This window comes from Marinobacter sp. H13 (assembly GCF_059072335.1).
Genome location: NZ_JCACRU010000001.1, coordinates 4,060,536 through 4,084,110 on the forward strand (window position 1 = coordinate 4,060,536; position 23,575 = coordinate 4,084,110).

Consider the following 23,575-nt stretch of genomic DNA (forward strand, 5'->3'; position numbering starts at 1 on the left):
CACGCGGTATCCGGCGACGGCCCGGATGGCGGAGAAGCTTGCCACCGCCGAGGGGCGAGCAGTTTATGCTCAGCGCAAACACCTGGTCGAGGCGGTGAATGGTTGGATCAAGAATATTCTGGGCTTTCGCCAGTTCAGCTTGCGAGGCCTTCAATCGGTACAGGGTGAATGGGATCTGGTCTGCCTGTCTCTCAACCTCCGGCGCATGAGTTCACTGATGAGGCTGGCATAAGTCCTTGAGGCAGCCTTTGGCTCACGGTAGGTACAGTTGGGACTCTTTGATGCCCCCCTTTTAACCGGCTGGACCGAAAGCGATGATTTAGCCAATCCGATATCGCGGACACTCGGTCCAGCCAAACAGTGGCCCGCTCTGGCGGAAACAAGCGCTCAAAAAGTTTCTGCCGCGCAGACTCCTAGTGTCCTTTAACGAAAGTTCGTCGAATAAATTGTAGTTTAAGGTTATAATTGCAGAAAGCATTTACGGAGCTACTGCAATGGGCCGACCCGTTGTTCCTTTGATCATTACAAATGAAGAACGCGATGAGCTTCAGTCGTGGGTTCGGCGGCGACAGATGCCGGCAGCCGAGCAGCAACGCGCACGAATGATCCTGTTGAGCACTGAGGGCTTGCCCGGACGAGTGATTGCCGAGCGAGTGGGTGTAACGGCAGAGACCGTCAGTAAGTGGCGTAAGCGGTTCGAGCAGTTTCGTGTGGCGGGACTGACAGACGCCCCGAGAAGTGGCCGGCCACGCAGTATTAATGACGACAAGGTAACAGACGTTATCAACAAAACGCTTCAATCCAAGCCCAAGGATGCGACCCACTGGTCTACCACGCTGATGGCCAGGGAAACCGGGCTCAATGCCATGGCCATCAGCCGGATCTGGCGGGCATTTGGGTTAAAGCCTCATCGTCTGGAGACCTTTAAGCTCTCGACTGACCCCCATTTTGTGGCCAAGGTTCACGACATTGTCGGGTTGTATATGAACCCGCCTGACCGGGCGATGGTCCTGTGTGTGGACGAGAAAAGCCAGATACAGGCGCTGAACCGCACTCAGCCGGCGCTTCCGTTGTCGTTTGGTTACTCCGAAACGCGAACGCACGATTATGTTCGCCATGGCACTACCACTCTGTTTGCAGCCCTGGACGTTGCCACTGGCGAGGTCATCGGACGCCTGCACAGGCGACACCGTGCCAAAGAGTTCCTGGCGTTTTTAAATGAGATTGACCGGGAGGTCCCGGAAGATCTGGATGTTCACCTGGTCATGGACAACTACGGGACTCACAAGACAGAAAAGGTACGAGCCTGGTTCGCCGCAAGGCCCCGCTATCACGTTCATTTCACGCCAACATCAGCATCGTGGGTCAACTTGGTGGAACGATTTTTTGGCCTGATCTCGGAACGTTGGATCAAGCGCAACTCGCACCGAAGCACTCGTGAACTGGAGGCTTCCATTAAAGACTACCTGGCAAGATACAACGACGATCCCAAACCTTTTATCTGGCGCAAAACAGCGGATCAAATCATTGCATCAATCGCTCGTCTTTCCGATAAGCTGAATAATAAGACGAACCTTTGTTAAAGGACACTAGTGTCCCGTCTGGGTAATCCGTTTATTTATTATCAATAATACTCAGCTTTGCTCGCGCCACTGAAGTCATAATCGATTCTGCACTCTTGTGCCAGCGGAACGGCTTTGCCAGTTTCTCATTATGAGTTTGGATAAAGCGACGAATCGCCTTCTTCAGTTCGCCGACACTGGTAAAAATGCCACGGTACAAAGCGCGGCGTTCCAGTTGACCAAACCAGCCCTCCACGGCATTCAGCCAAGAGGCGCTGGTTGGTGTGAAGTGAAGCTTGAACCGGGGATGCTTTTCCAGCCAGGCTTTCACTTCTGGTGTTTTGTGAGTCGAGCTGTTGTCCAGAATCAGATGAAGGTCCTGCTCTTTCGGTGTTTCTCGATCAATTTGTCGCAGAAAATCGAGAAACTCTTTGGCGCGGTGACGTTGTGTAATGCGCCCAATCACTTCGCCGTTCAGGATATTCAGGGCCGCATATAAGCTGGTCGTCCCGTGCCTCTTGTAATCGTGGGTACGGCGCTCGATCTGGCCGGGTTTCAGTTGCAGCTTTGGTTGAGTGCGATCCAGTGCCTGGATCTGCGTTTTTTCGTCAACCGATAGCACCAGCGCGTTATCCGGCGGATTCAGGTACAGGCCAACGACGTCGAAAACCTTCTCAGCAAAGTCCGGATCATTGCTTATTTTGAAGGTTTTCAGCCGGTGCGGTTTCAGGTCAGCGGCTTTCCAGATCTGATGCACTTGCCAACGACTGACACCGGCATATTCGGCCATCAACCGGGCGCTCCAGTGGGTAGATTCCTTCGGCAGCTTTTTGACCGTGTCATCAAGAATCGACTTGACCTTTTTCCGGTCCAGCTTCCTGGGCTGTCCGGGCCTTGGAGCATCTTGCAGGCCACTCAGACCCTGCTTGATATAACGGTTACGCTACTTGAAAACGGTAGGCGTACTGGTCTCCAGTCGCTCGGCCACCGCTTTCGGTGATTCGCCAGCATTCAGAGCCAGAACGATCCGAGCGCGTTGAACAAGATTCTGACTTAATTTGCTTGTCCGTAACCAGCTTTCCAGCTCCAACTGATCATTCACGGTAAGATTAAAGGGTGCTGGTTTCCGCGCCACAACAGGATCTCCAAGCCGGTGAAAAACGACCCGAATTATAGCACATTTATGCTAAAGAATTACCCGGACGGAAAAATAGCAGTGGTTGCCTGACGGTTATCCCGTGTGATCATGAGGGTTTTTTCCGTTTCATTTTATTGAACTGCAATATGCGGATACTAACTGCATAAAAAGGATATCAACATCTGACAAAAAGCTTTTAAATGAAAACTCCGAAAAATAAAAATTGGAGCTAAAAATAATGAGTAAGTGTGTAACCTATTTCGCGGCATTAGCCTTAGGATTTTCTCTGAGCTTTTCCTCTAGTATTGCATTCGCATCTTCAGTTATAAAAATTGGAGTAATGCAACCATTATCTGGCGTATATGCAGGGCCGGGGCAGTCTGGACTTAACGGATTATTGCTCGCGCTGAAAGAATATGAAACCAATGCTCATCAAAATGAGATCGATTTAATCATACTCGATACGGAAGCTAAGCCTGCACGAGCACCCGAATTAGCAACCTCCTTACTCGAGCAGCACAAGGTAGATTTTGTTGTTGGGCCAGCTCACTCGGGTGTAGCAATGGGGATGATCAAGGTGCTGCGTGAAAAGGACACCGTGATGATAATTCCGAACGCCGGCGCTGCAGCGGCAACCGGCTCGCTGTGTTCTCCTAACATTTTTCGCACTTCTTTCTCATCCTGGCAGCCCTCCTACCCCATGGGCAAAGTCGCTCTGGAGAAGGGCTATAGGGATGTCTACCTGATTAGTTGGAACTACGGCATGGGCCGGGAAAGTCTCGAAGCTTTCGAGGAATCCTTTAAAGCTGGGGGCGGTAATGTCGTGAAAAAGGTACTGTTGCCGTTCCCATCCACCAATTTTCAGCCGCATATCAGTGACATCGCCGCCCAGGATCCGGACGCTGTGTTCGTTTTCTTCGCTGGAGGGGGGGGCGCCAAGTTTGTTAAGGACTACGACGCCTCGGGTTTGCGCGGCAATATTCCACTGTTAGGTTCCGGGTTTCTCACCGAGGGCAATCTGGAAGCTCAGGCTGAAGCTGCCGAAGGTGTGATTACAACCCTGCACTATGCAGAGCAGTTGGAGTTGCAAAAAAACCTTGAATTCCGAGAAGCCTTCCACAATGAGTATGGTCATTACCCGGACGTCTACGCAGTTCAAGGATATGACGCCGGTCAAGCTATTAACATGACCCTCAATGAGCTTAATGGAGATGTAAGTGACAAAAGGGCGGTGATTGATGTCATGGAAAAGTTGACCATTGACAGTCCCCGTGGAGCTTTCACCTTCTCTCGGGGTCACAACCCGATACAGAATATTTATCTGCGGGAAGTAATAGATGGTGCCAATGTAGTGACGGGCCTGGCCGCTGAGGCTCTGGAGGATCCGGCCCGAGGCTGCAAATTATAATATTGCTCCCTATCACAACTCTCCCCCTCCTCTGTGCTATTCGCAGGCGGCCAGGGGGGGCTTCTTAGCCTTTTCATTCTTTATTGTGGTGAAGTGTCATTGGGGTATTTTATGACAGCAGAACTCATTATTGTACAAGTTCTTAACGGCATCCAGTATGGCTTGTTACTGTTTCTGATTGCCTCGGGGCTGACACTGGTACTTGGCGTCATGGGAATCCTTAATTTAGCCCATGGTTCAATGTATATGGTGGGTGCCTACTTGATGTGGTACTTCGTGACGGTTACCGGCAGTTTCACCGTTTCGGCGGCGCTTTCGGCTACCATTGCCCTTTCTCTTGGCATCCTTATCGAACGTGTTCTGATACAGCGATTTTATAATCGTAACCATCTTGACCAAGTACTGGTCACTATTGGGATGATTTTGGTTTTCAATTCACTTCAAAGTATCCTGTTCGGTAACGATCCTTACGGTGTTCCGGTGCCTGATGCCCTGGACGGTGGCATTCCCTTAACGAATAACTCCACCTATGCTGTTTACCGCATTTTTGTAGCAGTAATCTGCGTCGGTATTGCCGGGCTCCTTTATTTTGTGATCGGGCGTACCCGTTTAGGCATGATGATCCGCGCCGGAAAATCAAATCGCGAGATGGTAGAAGCTTTAGGCGTTAACATCAAAAGTCTCTACACCATTGTGTTTGCATTTGGAGTCATGCTCGCCGCTATCGCCGGCATAATCGCCTCACCCATCAGCTCTATTGTGCCTGGTATGGGCGAGAGCGTTCTGATTACCTGTTTTGTGGTCGTAGTGATTGGCGGAATGGGTTCAATTAAAGGAGCTTTTATTGCTGCCCTATTAGTGGGACTGATAAGCACCTTCTTCTCGATACTCATGCCCAGCATGGCAAATATGATTATCTATATTTTTATGATCCTGGTGTTGTTAATTAAGCCTCAGGGCCTGTTCGCCAAGTAAGCGGGAGCCGATCATGATTTTCGAAAAACGAACCGAGCGTATCATCGTTCCGATATTTTTTATATTGGCTCTATTTGTGCCACTGTTTTTGGACGCCAATTCTTTTTTTGTTGGTAAAGTATCGACCATCATCATCATGTCCATTTTTGTTATGTCCCTAGATTTTCTGGTTGGGCGCGTTGGCTTGATCACCTTGGGACACGCGCTTTTTTACGGTCTCGGAGGGTACCTTTTCGTGATTTTGTCGCCGGAATACGAAGTCGTAAACTTTTGGGTCTACACTTTCTATATATGCATTATTTCGGCCCTGATCGCATTGGTGATAGGTGTGGTGATACTCCGTACTACCGGCATTTACTTCATCATGATCACTCTCGCGATCTCCCAGATGGCGTTCTACTATTTCTTTGATTCGCTCAAATATGGCGGCGACGATGGTCTCTATATTTACATGACGCCTGAGACGAGTATCTTCGGCTTGAGCTTCCTGAATCTGGATGACCCGCAGCACTTTTACTATCTGGCGCTGTTCTCCCTGTTCAACACCCTGGTGTTCTTCAAGGTGGTGCTGCGCTCCCGCTTTGGCCGCATTGTCGAGGCCACCAAGCAGAACCCGGATCGTACCGAGGCCCTGGGCTACAATATCTTTGCTTTCCGCCTTACCTGCTATGTGATCGGAAGCACTCTGGGCGCCTATGCCGGCTTCCTGTTCGCCCTGCAATATGGCTTCGTGAATCCGTCCTTCCTGGCCTGGGAAATGTCCGGCACAGCGCTGGTCATGTCCATCCTCGGCGGACTGGGCACCATCTATGGCGCCATCCTTGGCACCTTCACCTATGAGGGCCTGCAGTACTTCTTTGAGCACCTGACCGAGGAATGGCTGCTATTCATGGGCTCGGCCATCATCCTGATGGTCATCCTGCTGCGCAAAGGTATTGCCGGCTACCTGGAAAAGCTTCTGGAGAAATAACCATGGTTAATGACATCGTTCTGGAAACAGAAGCCCTGAGCAAGTACTGGGGCGGCATCAAGGCCCTCAACGACATCAGCCTGCAGTTCCGGGACCGGCAGCTGCACGGCGTGGTGGGCCCCAACGGCGCTGGCAAAAGCACGCTGCTGAATATGCTCTGCGGCACCCTTAAGCCCACCTCCGGCTGTATCTTCCACAAGGGCCAGCGGATCGACACTCTTAAGCCCTGGAGGTTTGTCCGGCGCGGCATTGGCCGCAGCTTTCAGAAGACCAACATCTATCCAGAAGTGACCTGCCTGGAGAACTGCGCGATCTCGGCCCAGCGTCGTTTTGGTGGCAACTTCAACCTGATCGCGTCCCGCCATAGCAACAAGCTAGTGCGCAAGGCTGCTGAACAGGCCCTCGCGCAGGTAGGCCTCGAGGACCGGACCTACACCCTTGGGGGCGAGATTTCATACGGCGAGCAGCGGCAGCTGGAAATCGCCATGGTGCTGGCCACCAGCCCCTGCATCCTGTTGCTGGACGAACCCATGGCCGGCATGGGTCACGAGGAGTCCCAGCGCATCATCAAGTTGCTCAAGGAGCTAAAGAAAACCTACTGCATCGTACTGGTGGAGCACGACATGGATGCCATTTTCGAGCTGTCGGACCAACTCACGGTACTGGATAACGGCAGCCACCTGATTACGGGCACAGTGGATGAGGTACGGGCCGACCCACGAGTGAAAGAGGCCTATCTGGGCGTGGACGAGGAGCAAGCGGCATGAGCACGGCACTACTGGCACTCAAAAACATCAACACCCTGTACGGACGCAGCCACATCCTGCACGACCTGTCCTTCCGGCTCGAAAAGGGGCAGTCCATGAGCCTGATGGGCCGTAACGGTATGGGCAAGACCACCACCTTGAAGTCCATTCTCGGCATCGTTCCGCCTCGCAGCGGCCACGTGTATTTTGACGGCGAGGACATCGGCAGGTTACCTACCTGGAAGCGCATGCGCCGAGACATAGCCTATGTACCCGAGGGTCGGGGGATGTTCCATAACCTGACCGTGAAGGAGCACCTGCAGATGGCCGCCCGCCCGGGCAGCGACGGCCAGATCGGCTGGGACTACGACCGTGTAATGGAAACCTTCCCGCGACTGCAGGAACGGCTGTCCAACATGGGCACAGAACTGTCCGGTGGCGAGCAGCAAATGCTGGCCATCGGCCGTGCCTTGGTCACCAACCCGCGCCTGATGATCCTGGACGAGGCCACCGAAGGTCTGGCACCCCTGATTCGCCAGGACATCTGGAACGTGATTGCCACTATCCGGGAGTCCGGTATTTCCACCCTAGTGGTGGACAAGAACATCAAGGCTCTCAAGAAATTGTGTGACCGGCACGTGGTGTTGGTCAAAGGCAAGGTGCACTTTGACGGAAGCTCAGAGGAAATTGACCGGAACTTGGAAAGGGTTGAAAGCGCGCTAAGCGTATAGTTCAGGAATCAGATAATAAATATGGATGAATGTTCTTGGTGTACATTGGTAAAACAAAAAGAGGAAGTAAAATAATGAAATGTCGCAAGTCTCTAATCATGTTGGTAGCCGCATTCTGTTTTGGCATCGCGCCCGTAACGCATGCGATTGATCTTGGTAACTTCAACGATACATCTTTCAGTATAGGAGGGTTTCTCAAGGCTGAGGGCATCTTCGAAAATCCCGAAAATGGGGACAGCCGAATTTTTGGCCGCGCGAACCAAAGCCGTTTCAACCTTAAAACGGTCACCCAAAAACAGGGGCACACACTGGTAGGCTTCATAGAAGGGGACTTTTACGGTGGCGTATACCCGGGCGAGAATAATGACTGGCGTCTGCGACACGCTTTTATCGTGGATTCAACCAATAACCGCAGCACCGCTCATTTATAGTGCCCCGGAATATTCACCCCAGAACACCTCTGCCGGTGTCCGGTAACCCAGCCGTTTCCTGGGTCGGTTATTCAGCTGCTCAACCACTCGATTGATTTGAGTTTGGGACAGCTTGGCGAAGTTCGTCCCTTTCGGGTAGTACTGGCGTAGCAAACCATTCGTGTTCTCATTGGTGCCTCGCTGACCCGAGCAATACGGATCACAAAAATAGGCGTCCAAGTTCAGCGCTTTGGCCATGTGTTCATGCTCTGAAAACTCACTGCCGTTATCCAAGGTCAAAGTTTGAGCCGCGCCCCGAATCGGCTGCAGAAGACGAATCACGGTTCGCGCTGTCTGTTTGGCCGTGATCTCGGGTAGACGACCTGCAAGCAAGTAGCCACTCCGACGCTCAACCAGAGTTACTACACCAGATTGCTTGTGGCCCTGAAGAACTGTGTCGCCTTCCCAGTGCCCCAGCGCGCCGCGGCTTTCAACTTCTTCCGGGCGATGTTCAATGCCCGTGCGATTGGGTATTTTGCCTAAGCCTGCATCCTTGGCATTGCGCCTACGACCGCGGCTGTTTCTGTGCCGGCAATAGCGCCAGAGATTGCCGCCGCTGAGCCGGTCACGATGGATCAGATCATAGATCCACTGGTGACTGACACGAACCGGCGTCTTCATGCGATTCATGAAGCCGGCGATCTGTTCAGGGCTCCAGTGTTGCTTTAATCGTGTGCTGACCCACTCTGTCAGCCACTGCAATCTTTTGTGCCATTTAAAGGCTCGGCTGCGCCTGGCGTTCGACTGTTGCTGCGCGTGCTCGGGGTCATAGCCCGAGGTGCTGTTTCGCCTTAACTCACGGCTAACGGTGCTGCTGTGGCAACCGATTATTCCGGCGATCTGTCGTTGGCTTTTGCCGGCCACACGCAAGGCCGAAATCTGATATCGTTGTGTCTGGGTCAGTTGTCGGTACTTCATCACTGCTTCACTTTGGTCGGTAAAGTCCGTGAGGGTACCGGCAACGGCCCTCCCATCTCTACCTGGTTACACCAAAGTGCTGCAGTTATTATCTGAATTCACGATTAAAATAGACAATACGACTATTGGTCAGACTTGGACCGGCCAGTTTTGGGCCGTGGCCTTTACAGATTATTTAGATTTTTTCGGAGGTCCGCGTGGTACACTAGCGGGTAATAACTTCCGCACCACTCTAGCCAGCTACCAGTTTCAGGGGCTTCGAGTAACTGCCCAAGATCCGGTTTACGCTGACGCCGATACTCCTGATCTCGCTATCAATTACGATCTGAACCTGGATGGCGGTCACAGGGTCATCCTGACCGCAAGTGGCCGAGATGTGGACAATGGAGACTTCGTCGCCGGTGGTGCAATCGGTACCAAAGTTATGCTGGGCGTTCACAGCCTCAACCTAAATGCCCACTATGGAGAAGGTCTGGGTGCGTTTACTGGTGTCGGTGTGAACGGATCTCTTTCGGACGAATTGGAAAATGGTGAAGCCGTGAGCCAAACTGGCCTAAATGCCGGCTTTCGTTATGTCTTCAACAACCAGTGGCGAGCCAATGTATCTTATACTATGGTGGAGGTAGACGATCAGGCAGAGACCAATTACGAGAGTTCGCGGATGAACCTAATTCATAACATTTTACCAGAGTTGGAGGTTGGGGTTGAGTGGCGTAAGTATAACTTGGCTTTTGGGCCGCTAGCTCCAGAAGGGCAGCAGGTCGAAGTGATGGCTAAGTACGCATTTTAAACGTGGTGAATTGAGCTATATTCTGTCTAGTCCTGAAAGAGGTTTACACTTATTTCTATCTAAACGCCCGGTGCATCGCGTCGGGCGTTTTGTATTTGTGCGCCAGGCATGGCGCGTAGCGCCTTGACGGGCGCTGTTCCGGTACAGGTGGTGGTGCTGGCCGGGACTGGTCCACTGCCGGCCGGCTGGATGATGACGGTCAGCCAATCACAGAATACGACGAGCATGGTCATCCCAGCTATCTGAGCGAGAAAGGGGACTTCCGCCACGGCGAAAATGTCGTGCCAACCTACGCCTGGTTTGACGGCACGGTGAAATACACCCTGGTGGATGAAGAACTCGACGTGGCTCATCCTCCGGTTGAAATCAACCGCATTGAGGGCAGTCCGGAGGATCCGGGCTCCCGCATCTGGCCGTTCAAAGTCATGCAGGGCAAGCAGCCTTACGACACCGAACGGAAAACCCTGCTGGCCACCCACGTGTTTGGTGCCGATGACAGTTCTTTGTGGAGCATTTTCAGCTGGCCCAGGGCGCTCAAGGCCGGCAGCGAGATGTCCGGAATGCCCTTCAGCGGCAGCTACGACTTTATCGAAACCACCATGCACTGGCCCATAACCCACATGGTGCCACCGTCTGAAATGGCCCTGGATTGCGCTTCCTGCCATGCTGAAAACAGCCGTCTAGCAGGTCTTCCCCGCATCTATATGCCAGGGTACAGCGGCAACATCTGGCTGGATCGTATTAGCTGGTTGTTGGTAGCCCTGACCTTGATCGGCGTTGTGCTGCATGGTCTGGCAAGAATTCTTCTGAAGGGGAGGAAACAGCCATGAGCCGGGTAATGATCTACAAGCGTTTCGAACGGTTCTGGCACTGATTCCAGGCCCTGCTGATCTTCACGCTGCTGTTTACCTGATTCGAGATTCACGGTAGCTATTCCGTGATTGGTTTCAGCGAGGCGGCGCGGCTGCATACCCTGGCCGCCTGGTCATTGATCATCCTGTGGCTGTTCGCCATTTTCTGGCATGTCACCACGGGTGAATGGCGGCAATACATTCCAACCCGGAACAAACTGTTCGCGGTGATACGCTACTACCTGATCGGGACTTTTACTGGTGAGCCGCATCCGTACCGGAAAACCACCCGGGCCAAACACAATCCGCTCCAGCGTTTGGCCTATCTGTTTTTCAAGCTGATGATTACACCGGTCATCTGGCTCAGTGGCCTGCTCTATCTTTTCTACAACGACTGGCCCGCAACGCTATCCAATGCCCTGGAACTGGAAACGGTGGCACTGGTTCATACCGCAGCGGCCTTTGCCATGCTGGTCTTCATCATTGCCCATGTGTACATGGCAACCATGGGCCCCAGGCTCACTAGCCTGATCAAACCCATGATTACCGGCTACGAGGACCTCGAGGAGCACCATTGAAGAGGCATTCGCTAATCTTCGATGCAAATCGCCCGGCGCTGAACCGCCAGGGCGGTCTTGCCGATAAGAACTGCGATAAGCAACGTAAGCAGGCCAAGAAGTAAAACACCAAGCCCTTTGAAGAACACGAGTTGAAGCTCCTCGTACATTACGAAAGTGGCGATCGTCATGGCTGCCATTGGGAACGAGTACGCCCACCAGGAAAGAAAGAATTCTAGTCGGAGGAACCTGGAGGCTTGGGTCATCAGCATCAGGGTCAGAAAGATCGCATCGTAGTAAAGCACCCGTCCAAATGCGTTCACTTCGCCAACCAGCTGGAACCAGGAAATGAAACCCACGGCAGGCGGGGCGATCAAAATGAACAAAGTGGGCAGGAGTTTAGCCGGAAGCGGCTGATGGAAAAACATCCGGTAGAAAATGATGGTTAACAAAACCAACCAGAAAACCAGGCCAATGCTGAAGAAGAACCACGAGATTTCCACAGATGCATGCTGCACGCCTGCAATGGGTACGAGTATGTTACCTACGATGGAGAGGATTCGAACCTCTGACCTCCGCCTCCGGAGGGCGCCGATTGGGGTCGGTTTGGAGTGAGGTCGGTGGGTCTAAATCGTTGTTCGTCAGTTACTTGCAGGCTGGGCGGAAATTCAAAAAAGTTCTTTTAACACCGCTAGTTACACGTTTTATCCCAGGTTTGGGCACACATTTGTCAGGTTGGCGATGGCTCTACCTGGACAGAATGACCGCTGCTCCAGCTGCTTAATTTCTAGCTTTACAGTTTACTATGCGAACTTCAAGCTCAGAAAAAATGTCTGGTTTTAACTGTCTGAAATTGGACAGTAGTCGAGCGGGGTAGTCCGAAAGTCCGCCTGTAGAAAGCTATATTTTGCGAGAGAGTATCACCCATCGGCACTCGTTAATAGTCAAGGGTTGGCCGCATCAGAGGTTATCAAGAGTAACGGGGGGATTCGGCAACCACATAGCTGACACTCGGGGCGATTAGAGTAGAGTGTAGAGTTCAGACTACCAATAGCTAAAGAGCCAGTATCTGTCAGGTCGATTGACTACAGCTGAACTTTTCCAAGTATCGGGTGTTCTATCTCGTCCGGCGGCACGTTAATCCGGAAGAGCTGACCGCGTCGATGGGAGGGAGCTAGAAAAGCGAGGGAAAGCGACTTAGTCTGCACATCTGGATTGAGTGGCCGTTGTAACAGGTATGACTCGACAGTAGGCCATGCTCGTTAACTCATAGTATCAACCGGAGAGACTGGATTTGAGCCGTCGCTGCGAATGTGCCTTCCTGCTGTTTTTCGTTATTAGTGTTTTCCCAACCAGCCTGAAGGCAGAAGTCGTGAACCTGTCCTGGGATAACGACCTGCTTACCGGAACCGATCGCGGCTATACAAACGGGGTACGCTTTTCGTATCTGACAGACACCGCTGACGAGAACGATGGAAAGTCGGCAAGATTTGCCCGGGTTCTGCGTGATGAGCTGCGCTTTCTGCCAGGTATTGGAACTGTCGATTCAAAGCAGGCGGTAAGCCTGAGTTTGCGGCAATTCATGGTCACACCTGAAGATATTACGGTTGAAGATCCGCAGTTCGACGACATTCCCTATGCCGGCCACCTGTCGCTCAGCGGCACACTATGGAGCTGGAACGCCGATACGATTACCGGCTTTGGTGCTCACATTGGTGTTATTGGGCCCGAAAGCGGTGCCGAGTCGGTTCAGAAATGGGTGCACAAAGCCACGGGAAGCGACAAGCCGCAAGGGTGGGGGAATCAGCTTGGAACCGATGTGGTGGGTGGCATACAGGCTGCGCATGGCCGAAAACTCCTGCAACTCGGGCAGGGCGGCAACATTGAACAGCGTGTGTCGGTGGTTGGATCCGGACTACTGTCGAGTTTTCGGACCTCCGCTAAAACCGGGTTGGTCTGGCAGCTTGGCAGACACCTTCCTATAAATTTTGTGCCGGACTACGCTGGTACATCCTCAACCATCGCTTTGCCGGGCTCGTTCAAGGATTCAGGCAGTAGCTGGTCAGTATATGTGGGGCTGGGGCTGGAGTATGTAGGCTATTCCTACATCGATGACAATGCCGGGGCTTATCGTTTTGACGAGGGGCCGTTGATTGGTCAGCTTGGTCTGGGCGCTACCTGGCAGTGGGATCACCTGCTGGCCTCGGTCACACTGCGTGGCTCAACCAGTGAAGACGAGCGTCATAAAGACAACTTCAGCTTTGGGACGCTGTCAGTTTCTTGGGAATTGTAGAAAGGTTGGTTTTGCCCGTTGCTTACGGGATGTGGTGGCGCTTGTTCCCGCTGTTTAAACAAAAGCGAACATTCGCATTGCCCGACCCATGCCCTGGTTATTTTCCAGTAATTTGTTGCGGGACCAGCACCTTCATATCACCACACCCCAAAAAGTGTACCACCAGGCCAAGAGCGTCAGCGGCATTCAGAAGTGAGGAGGCATTCATGCCTTACGCCATGCCTACGCCACCCACCAGTTAGAACAGGGCGTTCCCCTTCATGAGTTGCAGCGGCTCTTGGGCCGCAGCGATCTGCGTAATACCCAACGCTACTTACACTGGCTGCCAGGCGTAACGCCTCAGAACCATGGGCCTGCGGACCTGATCGCGGGTCTCCGCGGTGTAGGATGACAGCCACACTGAGTGTCCAGAGTATTCTGCAACGTTTCCTCCCGGATCAAACACTGGACAGTCATCGTCGCAAGGTCTGTGCCCGGTTAACGGCTTGCCGAACCGACCGCATGGGCGGTATGGAGATGCGTTGTGATCATTGCCAGGCCCGTTCTATCTGTTATTTCGGGTGTCGGGATCGGCATTGCCCGCAATGCCAGGGACGTGCGACGGAACAATGGAGCGCCCGTCAGCGGTCCCTGCTGTTGCCGGTGCCGTACTTCCACCTAGTGTTTACGCTGCCCCATACCTTGAACGGCTGGGGTGGTCAGATCCATCCCGAGGTGATCTATCGCTGCTTGTTTGCAGCGGCGTGGGATACGCTCAGTCAGTTCGGACGTAACACACGATACTTGAGTGGTGAGCTGGGCATGACGGCGGTGATGCACACTTGGGGGCAGAACCTGAGCCGTCATGTTCACGTGCACTGCCTAGTTCCCGGCGGAGTGTTGACCGACACCGGTGACTGGCACAAAACCAAAAACGATTACCTATTTCCAGTGCGGGCCTTATCCCGGCGTTTTGGCGGGCGAATGGTGTCATTGCTGAGCACCTCTGCGAACGCCGATGACCTGCGCCGGATTATCCATAGCGGTGAGGTTGATTAGGTGGCTGGAGGGACGGGAGTTCGTGCGGCGGTTCCTGATGCATATTCTACCCAAGGACTTTATGCGCATTCGTCATTTTGGCTATCTGAGCAACCGCACCCGACGACGCAAACTGGGTGTGATCCGGCATTGCCTCGCGCAGTCGCCCCAACATTGTCGGCCATGCCTACGCTGTGATGATGGTCTGGTGCGCATGGTTCGCCAGGTACCACGGTTCAGAACAACGGTTGTGCCGACGGGCTAGCTTCCCGGCCCTGTTGATTCGGCGTATCGAAATCAACAGTTCCTTGTGAGCTGAACGCCTATGCGGCTGAAGACTGGAAAAACAGGTAGTTGGGAGGTAATCTGAACTAAATCACAACTAAATCACAACAAGGAACTGCCCCGTGAAGGATCTAAAGAGGCCAAAACCCGCTAGCATCAATGCGCATCTGTTAACAGATTCACCTTTCTGGCCCCGCGCCCAAATTACTTTATCCTTATGCACTGCTCACTATGCGGCAGTGGCGGTTTAGTTCAACAGACATTTAAAGGTCATGCTGCGCCCGACCTTTAAATGCTTAGGTGTTAGGTGCCCGAGCACTATGAATCACAGGAGTAGGAATGGCCATTAAGATAAGGGACTTACGATCAGCATCTAATCGCTCGGGAAGAGTTTTTGTAGCTAAATCGCTCAATGAAGCTTTAGCTAAAAATCAGAAAACGGCTTTTTTATGCCACAGCCACAAAGACCATGAGCTAGCTAAAGGTCTTCAAGTTCTAATGAAAGAAGATGGATGGGACTTGTACATTGACTGGGAAGATAGCGAAATGCCGAGCACTCCCAACAAAGAAACTGCAAACAGAATTAAGACAAAAATAAGGACTACAGACTGGTTCTTGTTTTTAGCAACGGGCAATTCTAATCAGTCACGCTGGTGTCCTTGGGAAATTGGTTTTGCAGATTCAGCCAAAGGATACGAAAAGATATTAATTATTCCGACAGAAGATGATTGCGGAACTTGGTATGGAAACGAATATCTTCAATTGTATAAGAAAATAGATGAAGGAAGCAATAAACAGACGGGAAAGTCTGGTTATGCTGTGTTTGATGCAGGAACGAATTCTGGGACTTGGGTAAAAGATCTATAAAGGAAACTTAAATGGCTAAAATTCCTGTTTTTTATAGCTTTCATTTTGACAATGACGTAATGAGAGTTCAACAAATACGTAATATTGGTAGCATTGAGGGTAATCCACCTACCACTCCAAATGAATGGGAAACACTAAAGAGAACTGGCAAGAGCGCAGTTGAGAATTGGATAAATCAAAACATGAAGTACAAACGATGTATTATTGTTTTGATTGGTAGCGAAACTGCTTCAAGGCCATGGGTAGAGTATGAAATCATCAAAGCATGGAATGACGGGAAAGCTCTGTTAGGCATTCATATTCATAACCTTAAGTGCCCAAGAACCGGGACTTGCAGGAAGGGAAAAAATCCGTTTGATTTAATCAAATTCAATGATGGTAGAGCAATGTCGGGCGTTGTACCTTGTTATGACCCTAATTCTTCTAATGCTTACGAAGATATAGCAAATAATATCTCAAGCTGGATTGATCACGCCATTCGACATAAGGCAAATTGAGATGATATTGTGAATTTATTAAATTAAATTTAGAAGCGGCATTAATTTGACACAGTCAGGCATTCTAGTGATTTCTCGGGGATTACTTGATGTATGTTTGACGTCTTCTAAACCACTCAGTATCTGACGGGCTCGCATTACACGACGAGTAGAGAAAACATATTCCAAAGTGAGCAGCAGTCGCTACGGAGTGAGGGGGATTGTCAACGAACTGGAGTAAGGGATGGCACGAAGAACATTTTTTTCATTCCATTATCAAGAAGACGTCTGGCGAGCATGGAATGTCAGGAATTGCTGGGTCGTAAACGGCGACCAAGAGTCGGTCGGATTCTTCGATGGCAGCGTTTTTGAAGCCTCCAAGAAGGAAGGCGATGATGCACTTAAGACCTTTCTTCGAAATGGACTCAAAAAAACTTCAGTGACGTGCGTGCTTTCTGGCCAGTACACAGCTTCTAGACGATGGGTGCGTTACGAGATCGTGCGCAGCGTGTTGAAGGGCAATGGACTTCTCACGGTCGATATCCATGGCGTAAAAAATAACGCGAAGGAGCTTGGAGTGAAAGGTAAAAACCCACTGGCTGAAGTGGGTGTCTATCTGTCCAACGGCAAAATTTATTTCGCGGAGCTCAAGGACGGTAAGTGGGTGAAATACTCGGACTACACCTTAGCTATCCCTGCTTCTGACCTGTGGTTTGAAGCACCTACCAGCAATACGGTTGTTAAACTATCCAAGTACTGCATCAGATACGACTTCGCGGCTCAAAATGGCGGGGAAAACATCGCAGACTGGATTGAAACCGCGGCTAACTTGGCCGGTCGTTGATAACGCGACCCTAGGAGTCTGCGCGGCAGGAGACACCTTCTGGCATAATGCGTAAAAATTCTTCAGCACCGGAGAATCTGATGGGAACCACTTTCCGCCCGTATTCGCCTGACCAGGAACTGCTTCTTCCCCCGAGCCTGAACGAGTGGCTGCCTGAGGGGCATCTGGCCTATTTTGTCAGTGATGTCGTCGAGGAGCTGGATTTAAGCGCGTTTTATGCCCGCTACGAAGGCAACGGCCGACGCAACTCGCCCTTCGATCCACGAATGATGCTGAAGGTTCTGATCTACGCCTACGCCACCGGCGTTTTCTCTTCACGCAAGATCGCCCGGAAGCTGGAAGAAGACGTGGCCTTCCGGGTTCTGGCGGCAGGCAACTTCCCCAGGCATCGCACGATCTGTGATTTCCGCAAACACCATTTGGTTGCCTTCAAGGCCGTGTTTATTCAGGTGGTCCGGATTGCCCGGGAAGCGGAGCTGATCACGCTGGGAACACTGGCGATTGATGGCACCAAGGTTCGGGCTAATGCCAGCAAGCACAAGGCCATGAGCTATGGCCGCATGGGCGAGGAAGACGATCGTTTATCGAAAGAGATCGATGCACTTTGTCGTCAGGCGCGTCAGACAGACCAGTCGGAAGACCGACAGTTCGGCCCGGATAACCGGGGTGATGAACTGCCTGAAGAGCTTCAGTACCGGCAGGCGCGGCTGGACAAGATTCGTGCCGCCAAAGAGAAATTGGAAGCAGACCAGAAAGAGCGGGACAAGGCCCGGGGTCGGTCCCCGGACGATGATCGGCGCTCACCTCGCGGGGGCCCGAACTTCAAGCGGGATTACGGGGTGCCGGATGACAAGGAGCAGAGCAATTTTACCGATCCGCAAAGCCGGATTATGAAAACGGCGGACGGGTTCCAGCAATGCTACAACGGCCAGTTGGCCGTGGATGGTGAATTCCAGCTGATTGTCGCCAACCACCTGGGCAATAATCCCAGTGACAATGGCTGTCTGATACCACTGCTGGATCAGGCAAAAGACACTCTGGAAACCTATCCGGATCAGTGCCTGGCTGACGCGGGTTACCGTAAAGAAGAAGATCTACAGACCCTGGAAGACAAAAGCATCGACGGCTATGTCTCGCTGCGCCGGGAGGGCAAGAAGAGTTCAGAGATAGACGCGAGCCGTTATCCGGCCAGCGCCCGGATGGCCGGGAAGCTGGCCACGGCAACCGGGCGATCGGTTTACGCTCAGCGCAAACATCTGGTTGAGGCGGTCAACGGCTGGATCAAGCATGTTCTGGGCTTCCGACAGTTCAGTCTGCGGGGCCTTCACGCCGTGCAGGGTGAATGGGATCTGGTCTGTCTGTCGCTTAATCTCAGGCGGATGAGTTCACTGATGAGGCTGAAATAGAGGGTCCGAGGGATCCTTGGGCGTACTGAGTGATCGGACTACGATAACGCATTCGCTGATAACCGTCTTGACTGACTGAATAGAGAGAATCGAGACTCTATTCGGCTGGATATTGTGGATACGTTCTCGGGCCGAACTGTGATTCGACGCGGCGGGGTCACTTGCTCAAAACACTTCTGCCGCGCAGACTCCTAGAAGTATTAGCTGGCAGAACTCCATATTTTAGATGATTTAGGTATTACACATGGCAGCCACGCAGCGTCTAGCCGGAGTCAGGGTTCACCTGTCCGGATCGAACAATGAACTGCAAGCAGATATTACTGATTTCGTACAGAAATTCGCAGCGAAAGTATTCAGTGAAGGGGGCTCTATTGTCCATGGGAGCCATCCCTCGTTCATTGAGCCACTGCGCAAAGCTGCTGAGGATTTCATCCAGGCCGGGGGGGGCAAGGGGGCGCTTACCCTAGTGCGGGCGAAGAGCTACTCAACTGACCTGTACACTGCTGAAATTGAAGAGCAGAGAGCATTCGCTTCTGTAGAGATTGTGCCTGCAGATAACAGCGATGGCCCGGCCGCAGACGGCCTGATCCCAATGCGTGATTGGATGGCTGATCGTTCCGATGCCGTCATCTGCGTCGGTGGTGCGTGGTGGGACGTTAATAAAGTAAAAGCAGGCGTTCCCAATGAGCTGGACACAATGCTTGAACTTGGAAAGCCTGGCTTTGTCGTCGCTGGCTTTGGCGGTGCGATCGCAGGTTATCTCAAAGAAGATCCTTCGTTGTTATCTCGTCTGCGAAACGGGCTATCTCTTGAGGCGAATGCGACTATTGCCAACAGTACATCGGTTGATCAAGTCGTTGGCTTGATAGTCGACCAGCTGAAGAACCTACCGCTTACTCGCCGTAATGTCTCGCGAGGCCGAAACTTCCGCATCTTGGCGTTAGATGGAGGAGGGCTCAGAGGCACCTTCACTGCAGCAGTCTTGGCCAAGTGGGACGACATGCTGAAAGCCGGTGGTGGGAACGACCTGGTTTCTCACTTCGACCTAGTTGCCGGCACTTCCACGGGTGCGATCTTGGCTATTGGGCTCGCCATGGGCTTGAAGCCACGTGAAATCTTGGAGTTTTACGAGAAAAAGGGTTCTCAGATTTTTCCGAAGGATCGGAAACTGCGGCACTGGCTCAAATCCAAGCATGACTCAGCCACACTTCGGGGCCTGCTGACAAAAGTGTACGGGGACAAAACGTTGGAAGCAGATTCCCGCTGCCGCCTAGTGATTCCCACTGTGAGGGCGAAGCAAGGTCAGGCAGAGGCGATCGTCACCCCGCATAGCCCAGATCGAACCGCTTACCGAGATATTTCAGCCGTCGATGCTGCACTGGCTTCCTCCGCTGCACCTACCTATTTTGATGAAGCTACCTACGATGGGCCTGTCGTGCTGGAGAGGTTCCTGGATGGAGGAGTCTGGGCCAATAACCCCATCCTCCCGGCGTTGGCGGAAGCGGTTCGCTATCTTAAGATCCCTCTAGACAGGATCGATGTTCTGAGTATTGGTACACTCAGCAGCGAAAGAGACTTCACCGACCAGCTTGGGAAGGGCAAGGCAGGTTGGGCTCCTCACAGCGTGGATCTCTTTTTCGCCGCCCAAGAGCATGGAGCCCTGGCACTAGCGGAGAGCTTCCTGGGTCCGACGCGTCACATGCGCGTTAACCAGCAGACCCCTGACGAAATCAAAATGGATGACGCCGAGGCTATCCGGGAGATGGTTCACCGTGGCAATGAGGCTGGTAAAGATCACTTTGCGGAGGTACGTTCCAGATTCTTTGACGGTCAATATGCTGTGCCGTGGAAGAGATTCTGAGAAGGTGTGCATGTTTGGGAAATAGTCTCCAAGCGTCCGCTTGTTTACAGGCGTTTAATAGATCCAGATAGCGAGGCTGTCATGTCATTCATCTATCAACTTGCTGTTCTGGGTGCTCCCTCGACGGAGCAACTTTCTGAGCTTGAAACAGCCGTAGCGGATGCTGTTTCCATGTTTGGTTTGAGGTTGGGCCAGGAGATTAGCTGGGAGGTAGTTCCAGCTGTCTTCACTCCTCATCAGCAACGATCGGCTGCCATTGTATTTTTCGGCGGAGTCGGCGCTGATCACCCCAGCCTACCAAGCTTGCTGCGAAGCGGTGTGCCTGTTGTCCCTGTCGTGTCTGACCTAGGTCGAGTTGCGACGGAAGTCCCGGAAATCCTTCGACCATTGAATTGTTTGTCATACGCAAATGGTGGGGCGAAACGGGTAGCTAATGCGCTCTTAGAATGCGCAGGCCTGCTTCCGAAGCAACGCCGGGTCTTTGTCAGTTACCGGCAGGACGAGGCTAGGCAGGCGGCGCTGCAGATGTTCGACGCGCTCTCTGCTAGGCATTTCGACGTTTTTCTGGATACTCACAGCATCGCGCCGGCGGAAGATTTTCAGACCATGCTGTGGCATCGGCTTTGCGACTCTGACGTGTTATTGATGCTCGACACGCCTGACTACTTCAACAGCCGATGGACAGCAGCCGAGTTTGGAAGAGCGCTTGCCAAGGGCATCAGCGTTCTTCGAGTAGGTTGGCCCGAAGCCCAGCGCTCTGAGCGTTTGGCCACCGCAAGCCACGCTGAGCTTGATGCGAGCGAGCTAAATGTCGCATCTGGGCGGATTGGTGACCACGCGATTGACCGGATCTGCCTTCAGCTTGAAGCCGTTCGCAGTAAGAGCCATGCGGTGCGAACCATTAACTTGGTGAGCAATCTGCGAATAGGCATTGATACAATTGGTGGTGAAGTGATTGGTATGGGCATCGGCCGAGGGATTCGAGTACGTCTTCCCGATGACCGAATTATTGTAGTCTTCCCAACGGTAGGTGTGCCGACCTCCACGACAATGCACGAAGCTTCAATGAACTCTCCTGACGAATCCGTAGCTATACTCTATGATCATGTAGGCCTACATCCCCAGTGGCTGAGTCATCTGGACTGGCTGGGCCAGTACATTCAGGCGACGCGCTGGGTTAAGGCCTGTGAAGTGGGCTGGCAATTTGCAGACTGGAGTGAATAGAAATGGGCGCGATTTTCCTCTCAGCAAGCATCCCTGTGATCGGACGAGGGCAGTACTACGAGACCGCTGACCCGTTTCTTATCCAGTGCGCCGTTCGCGAACTAGCCATCGCTACCGTTCGCCGGCACAAGATTGTATGGGGCGGCCATCCTGCCATTACCCCAATGATCTGGAGCATCTGCGAGGATCTAGCGGTTGACTACACAAACTCTGTGATTCTGTATCAAAGCCGCTTTTTTGAGGGCCGCTACCCGGATGAGAATCAGCGGTTTGACAACGTAGTTTATACCGATCCCGTGCCCGGCGACATCCACGGTAGCTTACAACTGATGCGCGAGCAGATGCTCTCTAGAGATGATCTGATCGGAGCCGTGTTTATTGGTGGGATGGATGGTGTTGAGGTTGAATACGACATTTTCAGGCGTTTTAGTCCTGAGGCTTTCGTTTTACCAGTTGCCGCACCAGGCGGTGCAGCACTTAATCTCGCTCGGGATAATGGCTATTTCACTGGGCGGGAGCTCGAAGACATAGATTTCGCCACGCTATTTAGTCGTTATATACCGGCTCAATAGTCATATCGTGAAGCCCAGTTTTTTCTGATCCAGGTGTGAGTCGTCTCGGGTTTCATGCGATCGAAATTGAAGCAAGTGCGCTATAACTCGCTAAGCGCTACCAATAAAGAGAGATACGCTTGGATTGCTAAACACCTTCCAAATGCGGTTGATGAAGTAACCCGTAACCGTAAATCAAACTCATAGTGAAGAAAATTCACCAAACACCTGCATCACGTCGTTACTCTTTGGGCGAGTAGGGTGCCGGGTTTAGACGAGAAGAAGAATGGCTATAATTCGTAAATCCGAGATACTCCGCCGCTACAACGCCGCACAAACAACATTATTAGAAGAGGCCAGTGAACGACGCTGGGCAGCAGATAGCCTTCAAAAAGCATTTGAATCATTCTCTTTTTCTGAGCATTATGACATTTTTCTTTCTCATGCATATTCGGATGCGCGAATAGTAAAGCAAATCAGAGGCATGCTAATAGAAAAAGGGTATTCCGTATATGTTGACTGGATTGAGGATGAGCAGTTGGATAGAGGAAAAGTAAGCGAATATACAGCGACAGTGCTGAGAAATAGAATGAATAACTGCTCATCTTTAATCTATTTAACTTCAGATTCCGCAGAAAAATCGGTTTGGATGCCATGGGAATTGGGGTATATGGATGCGCGTACTGGAAGGGTATCCGTTGCGCCAATTATCGAAGATGATGAAGAGTTTGACGGAAGAGAATACCTTGGCTTATACCCTTATTTAGATCTAACTGGAGATAGTTTTTATATACATAGAGGAATCGGATCCTGGGTTACGCTTGGAGATTGGATGCAAGGGGAAAAGCCGAAGTGAAGCAGGATATACCTAATCGGGAAGCCGAGGGTTTCTAAACCTCAGCCCCCACAACACCCTGCATGCGGGACCACACAGGGCGTTTCCAGGAAATGTTTAGAGTAAAATGGCCGATTACCTCCTTCTTACCCCAATGACGGCTTCGATTTTGCACCAACGCTCCTGGGCCCGGTCGGATATAGAGCAGTTGAGCTGCACAGGCTCCTCATTGATTTCCGAGTTCAAGCCTTCACCGTGTCCCAGCCATTACGCTGGGCATTTGGCTGCTATGCCGTCTGCTGACTTCTTCTCAATCGCCGGTGGGGTTATCCCCATCGGCGCTATCGGTGTCCACCTCGTTCACTCGCAACCGCCGATGGCAACGGCTGCGCCCAGGCTTGATCGACCAGAGGCCTGACTGGTAATTGACTGATCGCTTGTTGAGCAGATCTCCCCAGATAAGAGCATGCACTGTCACTGCACTGCTGCATCATTTAGATCACCTGGCTTCGTCGTCTTGTACCAACTGGCCTCCAGCCTACGCCTCATATGATGCTCTTGTTCATCAGCTCGCAGCTTTGCTAGCGGCTTCCTTCAGACCAGCCCTCGCGGGTTGGCTCTTGCCATCCGCTAGCGGTTAGCGTTCAATCGGGTAAAACCGACTGAGCGGTAATCTTCCCACAGGGAACTTTCACCCCATTAGTTCATGCCCATGCTGGGCGTACATAAGGCGCTTCTGTCGGACAAATTTTCCGCTGCTCTCCAAATTTGCCGCAGAGCGCGGCGTTAATCGTCCTGCC

At 52.1% G+C, this 23,575-nt stretch carries 23 protein-coding genes and 3 pseudogenes; 22 read left to right on the top strand and 4 right to left on the bottom strand.

Features of this window, described 5'->3' with window-relative positions:
• Positions 1-7 precede the first annotated feature (7 nt).
• Together AC5JQH_RS19015 and AC5JQH_RS19020 are read left to right on the top strand one after the other, a co-directional pair.
• Positions 8-232, top strand: a pseudogene (locus AC5JQH_RS19015) (transposase); the annotation flags it as partial.
• Positions 233-494: 262 nt separating this feature from the next.
• Positions 495-1,583: an IS630 family transposase gene (locus AC5JQH_RS19020; RefSeq protein ID WP_349343477.1), complete on the top strand. Its 1,089-nt coding sequence runs from the start codon at positions 495-497 to the stop codon at positions 1,581-1,583.
• 31 nt (positions 1,584-1,614) lie between these two features.
• On the opposite strand, the pseudogene AC5JQH_RS19025 reads toward AC5JQH_RS19020, so the two are convergent.
• Positions 1,615-2,697, bottom strand: a pseudogene (locus AC5JQH_RS19025) (IS630 family transposase).
• A gap of 241 nt (positions 2,698-2,938) precedes the next feature.
• On the opposite strand from AC5JQH_RS19025, the gene AC5JQH_RS19030 reads away from it, so the two are divergent.
• The 6 genes from AC5JQH_RS19030 (at position 2,939) to AC5JQH_RS19055 (ending at position 7,961) form a co-directional block, all read left to right on the top strand.
• Positions 2,939-4,108: an ABC transporter substrate-binding protein gene (locus tag AC5JQH_RS19030; RefSeq protein WP_493805859.1), complete on the top strand. Its 1,170-nt coding sequence runs from the start codon at positions 2,939-2,941 to the stop codon at positions 4,106-4,108.
• Between the two features lie 111 nt (positions 4,109-4,219).
• The gene (locus tag AC5JQH_RS19035) at positions 4,220-5,083 is read left to right on the top strand and encodes a branched-chain amino acid ABC transporter permease (RefSeq protein ID WP_493805860.1); all 864 of its coding nucleotides are present in this window, start codon (positions 4,220-4,222) and stop codon (positions 5,081-5,083) included.
• A 13-nt stretch (positions 5,084-5,096) separates the two neighbouring features.
• On the top strand, positions 5,097-6,053 hold the full coding sequence (locus tag AC5JQH_RS19040) for a branched-chain amino acid ABC transporter permease (protein WP_493805861.1): 957 nt from the start codon (positions 5,097-5,099) through the stop codon (positions 6,051-6,053).
• Positions 6,054-6,055: 2 nt separating this feature from the next.
• Entirely contained in the window at positions 6,056-6,820 is a 765-nt protein-coding gene (locus tag AC5JQH_RS19045; protein WP_493805862.1) for an ABC transporter ATP-binding protein, read from the top strand.
• On the top strand, positions 6,817-7,530 hold the full coding sequence (locus AC5JQH_RS19050) for an ABC transporter ATP-binding protein (RefSeq protein WP_350035556.1): 714 nt from the start codon (positions 6,817-6,819) through the stop codon (positions 7,528-7,530). Before AC5JQH_RS19045 ends, AC5JQH_RS19050 begins: the two co-directional genes overlap by 4 nt.
• Positions 7,531-7,604: 74 nt before the next feature.
• Positions 7,605-7,961, top strand: coding sequence for a hypothetical protein (locus tag AC5JQH_RS19055; protein ID WP_493805863.1), 357 nt, complete (start codon positions 7,605-7,607; stop codon positions 7,959-7,961).
• Here the strand turns inward: AC5JQH_RS19055 and AC5JQH_RS19060 are convergent.
• Complete coding sequence (locus AC5JQH_RS19060) at positions 7,956-8,918, bottom strand: IS30 family transposase (RefSeq protein ID WP_493805864.1); 963 nt, start codon at positions 8,916-8,918, stop codon at positions 7,956-7,958. The genes AC5JQH_RS19055 and AC5JQH_RS19060 overlap by 6 nt on opposite strands.
• 28 nt (positions 8,919-8,946) lie before the next feature.
• On the opposite strand from AC5JQH_RS19060, the gene AC5JQH_RS19065 reads away from it, so the two are divergent.
• Entirely contained in the window at positions 8,947-9,708 is a 762-nt protein-coding gene (locus AC5JQH_RS19065; RefSeq protein WP_493805865.1) for a porin, read from the top strand.
• Positions 9,709-9,767: 59 nt separating this feature from the next.
• Here AC5JQH_RS19065 and AC5JQH_RS19070 read toward each other — a convergent pair whose 3' ends face one another.
• Positions 9,768-9,941, bottom strand: a complete 174-nt coding sequence (locus AC5JQH_RS19070) for a hypothetical protein (RefSeq protein ID WP_493805866.1) — start codon at positions 9,939-9,941, stop codon at positions 9,768-9,770.
• Between AC5JQH_RS19070 and AC5JQH_RS19075 the strand changes: the two genes are divergently transcribed.
• Both AC5JQH_RS19075 and AC5JQH_RS19080 read left to right on the top strand, forming a co-directional pair.
• A complete protein-coding gene (locus tag AC5JQH_RS19075; protein ID WP_493805984.1) occupies positions 9,915-10,538 on the top strand; it encodes a hypothetical protein in 624 nt (207 codons plus the stop codon). The two genes, AC5JQH_RS19070 and AC5JQH_RS19075, sit on opposite strands and share 27 nt — an antisense overlap.
• Before the next feature lie 107 nt (positions 10,539-10,645).
• Complete coding sequence (locus AC5JQH_RS19080) at positions 10,646-11,137, top strand: cytochrome b/b6 domain-containing protein (protein ID WP_350035550.1); 492 nt, start codon at positions 10,646-10,648, stop codon at positions 11,135-11,137.
• An 11-nt stretch (positions 11,138-11,148) separates the two neighbouring features.
• Here the strand turns inward: AC5JQH_RS19080 and AC5JQH_RS19085 are convergent, their stop codons facing one another.
• The gene (locus AC5JQH_RS19085; protein ID WP_493805985.1) at positions 11,149-11,712 is read right to left on the bottom strand and encodes an SLAC1 family transporter; all 564 of its coding nucleotides are present in this window, start codon (positions 11,710-11,712) and stop codon (positions 11,149-11,151) included.
• A 698-nt stretch (positions 11,713-12,410) separates the two neighbouring features.
• Between AC5JQH_RS19085 and AC5JQH_RS19090 the strand changes: the two genes are divergently transcribed.
• The 11 genes and pseudogenes from AC5JQH_RS19090 (at position 12,411) to AC5JQH_RS19140 (ending at position 22,796) form a co-directional block, all read left to right on the top strand.
• Positions 12,411-13,409 (top strand): lipid A deacylase LpxR family protein, encoded by a 999-nt coding sequence (locus AC5JQH_RS19090; RefSeq protein WP_493805867.1) that lies wholly within the window; start codon positions 12,411-12,413, stop codon positions 13,407-13,409.
• A gap of 202 nt (positions 13,410-13,611) precedes the next feature.
• On the top strand, positions 13,612-13,800 hold the full coding sequence (locus tag AC5JQH_RS19095; protein WP_493805986.1) for a tyrosine-type recombinase/integrase: 189 nt from the start codon (positions 13,612-13,614) through the stop codon (positions 13,798-13,800).
• Positions 13,797-14,691 (top strand): annotated as a pseudogene (locus AC5JQH_RS19100) (IS91 family transposase). Before AC5JQH_RS19095 ends, AC5JQH_RS19100 begins: the two are co-directional and overlap by 4 nt.
• A 359-nt stretch (positions 14,692-15,050) precedes the next feature.
• Entirely contained in the window at positions 15,051-15,578 is a 528-nt protein-coding gene (locus tag AC5JQH_RS19105; RefSeq protein ID WP_493805868.1) for a toll/interleukin-1 receptor domain-containing protein, read from the top strand.
• Between the two features lie 11 nt (positions 15,579-15,589).
• A complete protein-coding gene (locus AC5JQH_RS19110) occupies positions 15,590-16,075 on the top strand; it encodes a TIR domain-containing protein (protein ID WP_473801209.1) in 486 nt (161 codons plus the stop codon).
• 223 nt (positions 16,076-16,298) lie between these two features.
• Positions 16,299-16,898, top strand: a complete 600-nt coding sequence (locus AC5JQH_RS19115; protein WP_493805869.1) for a TIR domain-containing protein — start codon at positions 16,299-16,301, stop codon at positions 16,896-16,898.
• Between the two features lie 80 nt (positions 16,899-16,978).
• Positions 16,979-18,304, top strand: coding sequence for an IS1182 family transposase (locus AC5JQH_RS19120; RefSeq protein WP_493805870.1), 1,326 nt, complete (start codon positions 16,979-16,981; stop codon positions 18,302-18,304).
• A 244-nt stretch (positions 18,305-18,548) separates the two neighbouring features.
• The gene (locus AC5JQH_RS19125) at positions 18,549-20,165 is read left to right on the top strand and encodes a CBASS cGAMP-activated phospholipase (RefSeq protein ID WP_493805871.1); all 1,617 of its coding nucleotides are present in this window, start codon (positions 18,549-18,551) and stop codon (positions 20,163-20,165) included.
• Between the two features lie 81 nt (positions 20,166-20,246).
• Entirely contained in the window at positions 20,247-21,389 is a 1,143-nt protein-coding gene (gene thcB4 / locus AC5JQH_RS19130) for a Thoeris type III anti-phage system protein ThcB4 (RefSeq protein WP_493805872.1), read from the top strand.
• A 2-nt stretch (positions 21,390-21,391) separates the two neighbouring features.
• On the top strand, positions 21,392-21,961 hold the full coding sequence (gene thcA, locus AC5JQH_RS19135) for a Thoeris type III anti-phage system protein ThcA (protein ID WP_493805873.1): 570 nt from the start codon (positions 21,392-21,394) through the stop codon (positions 21,959-21,961).
• A gap of 265 nt (positions 21,962-22,226) precedes the next feature.
• Entirely contained in the window at positions 22,227-22,796 is a 570-nt protein-coding gene (locus tag AC5JQH_RS19140; RefSeq protein ID WP_493805874.1) for a toll/interleukin-1 receptor domain-containing protein, read from the top strand.
• The last annotated feature ends 779 nt before the right edge of the window (positions 22,797-23,575 follow it).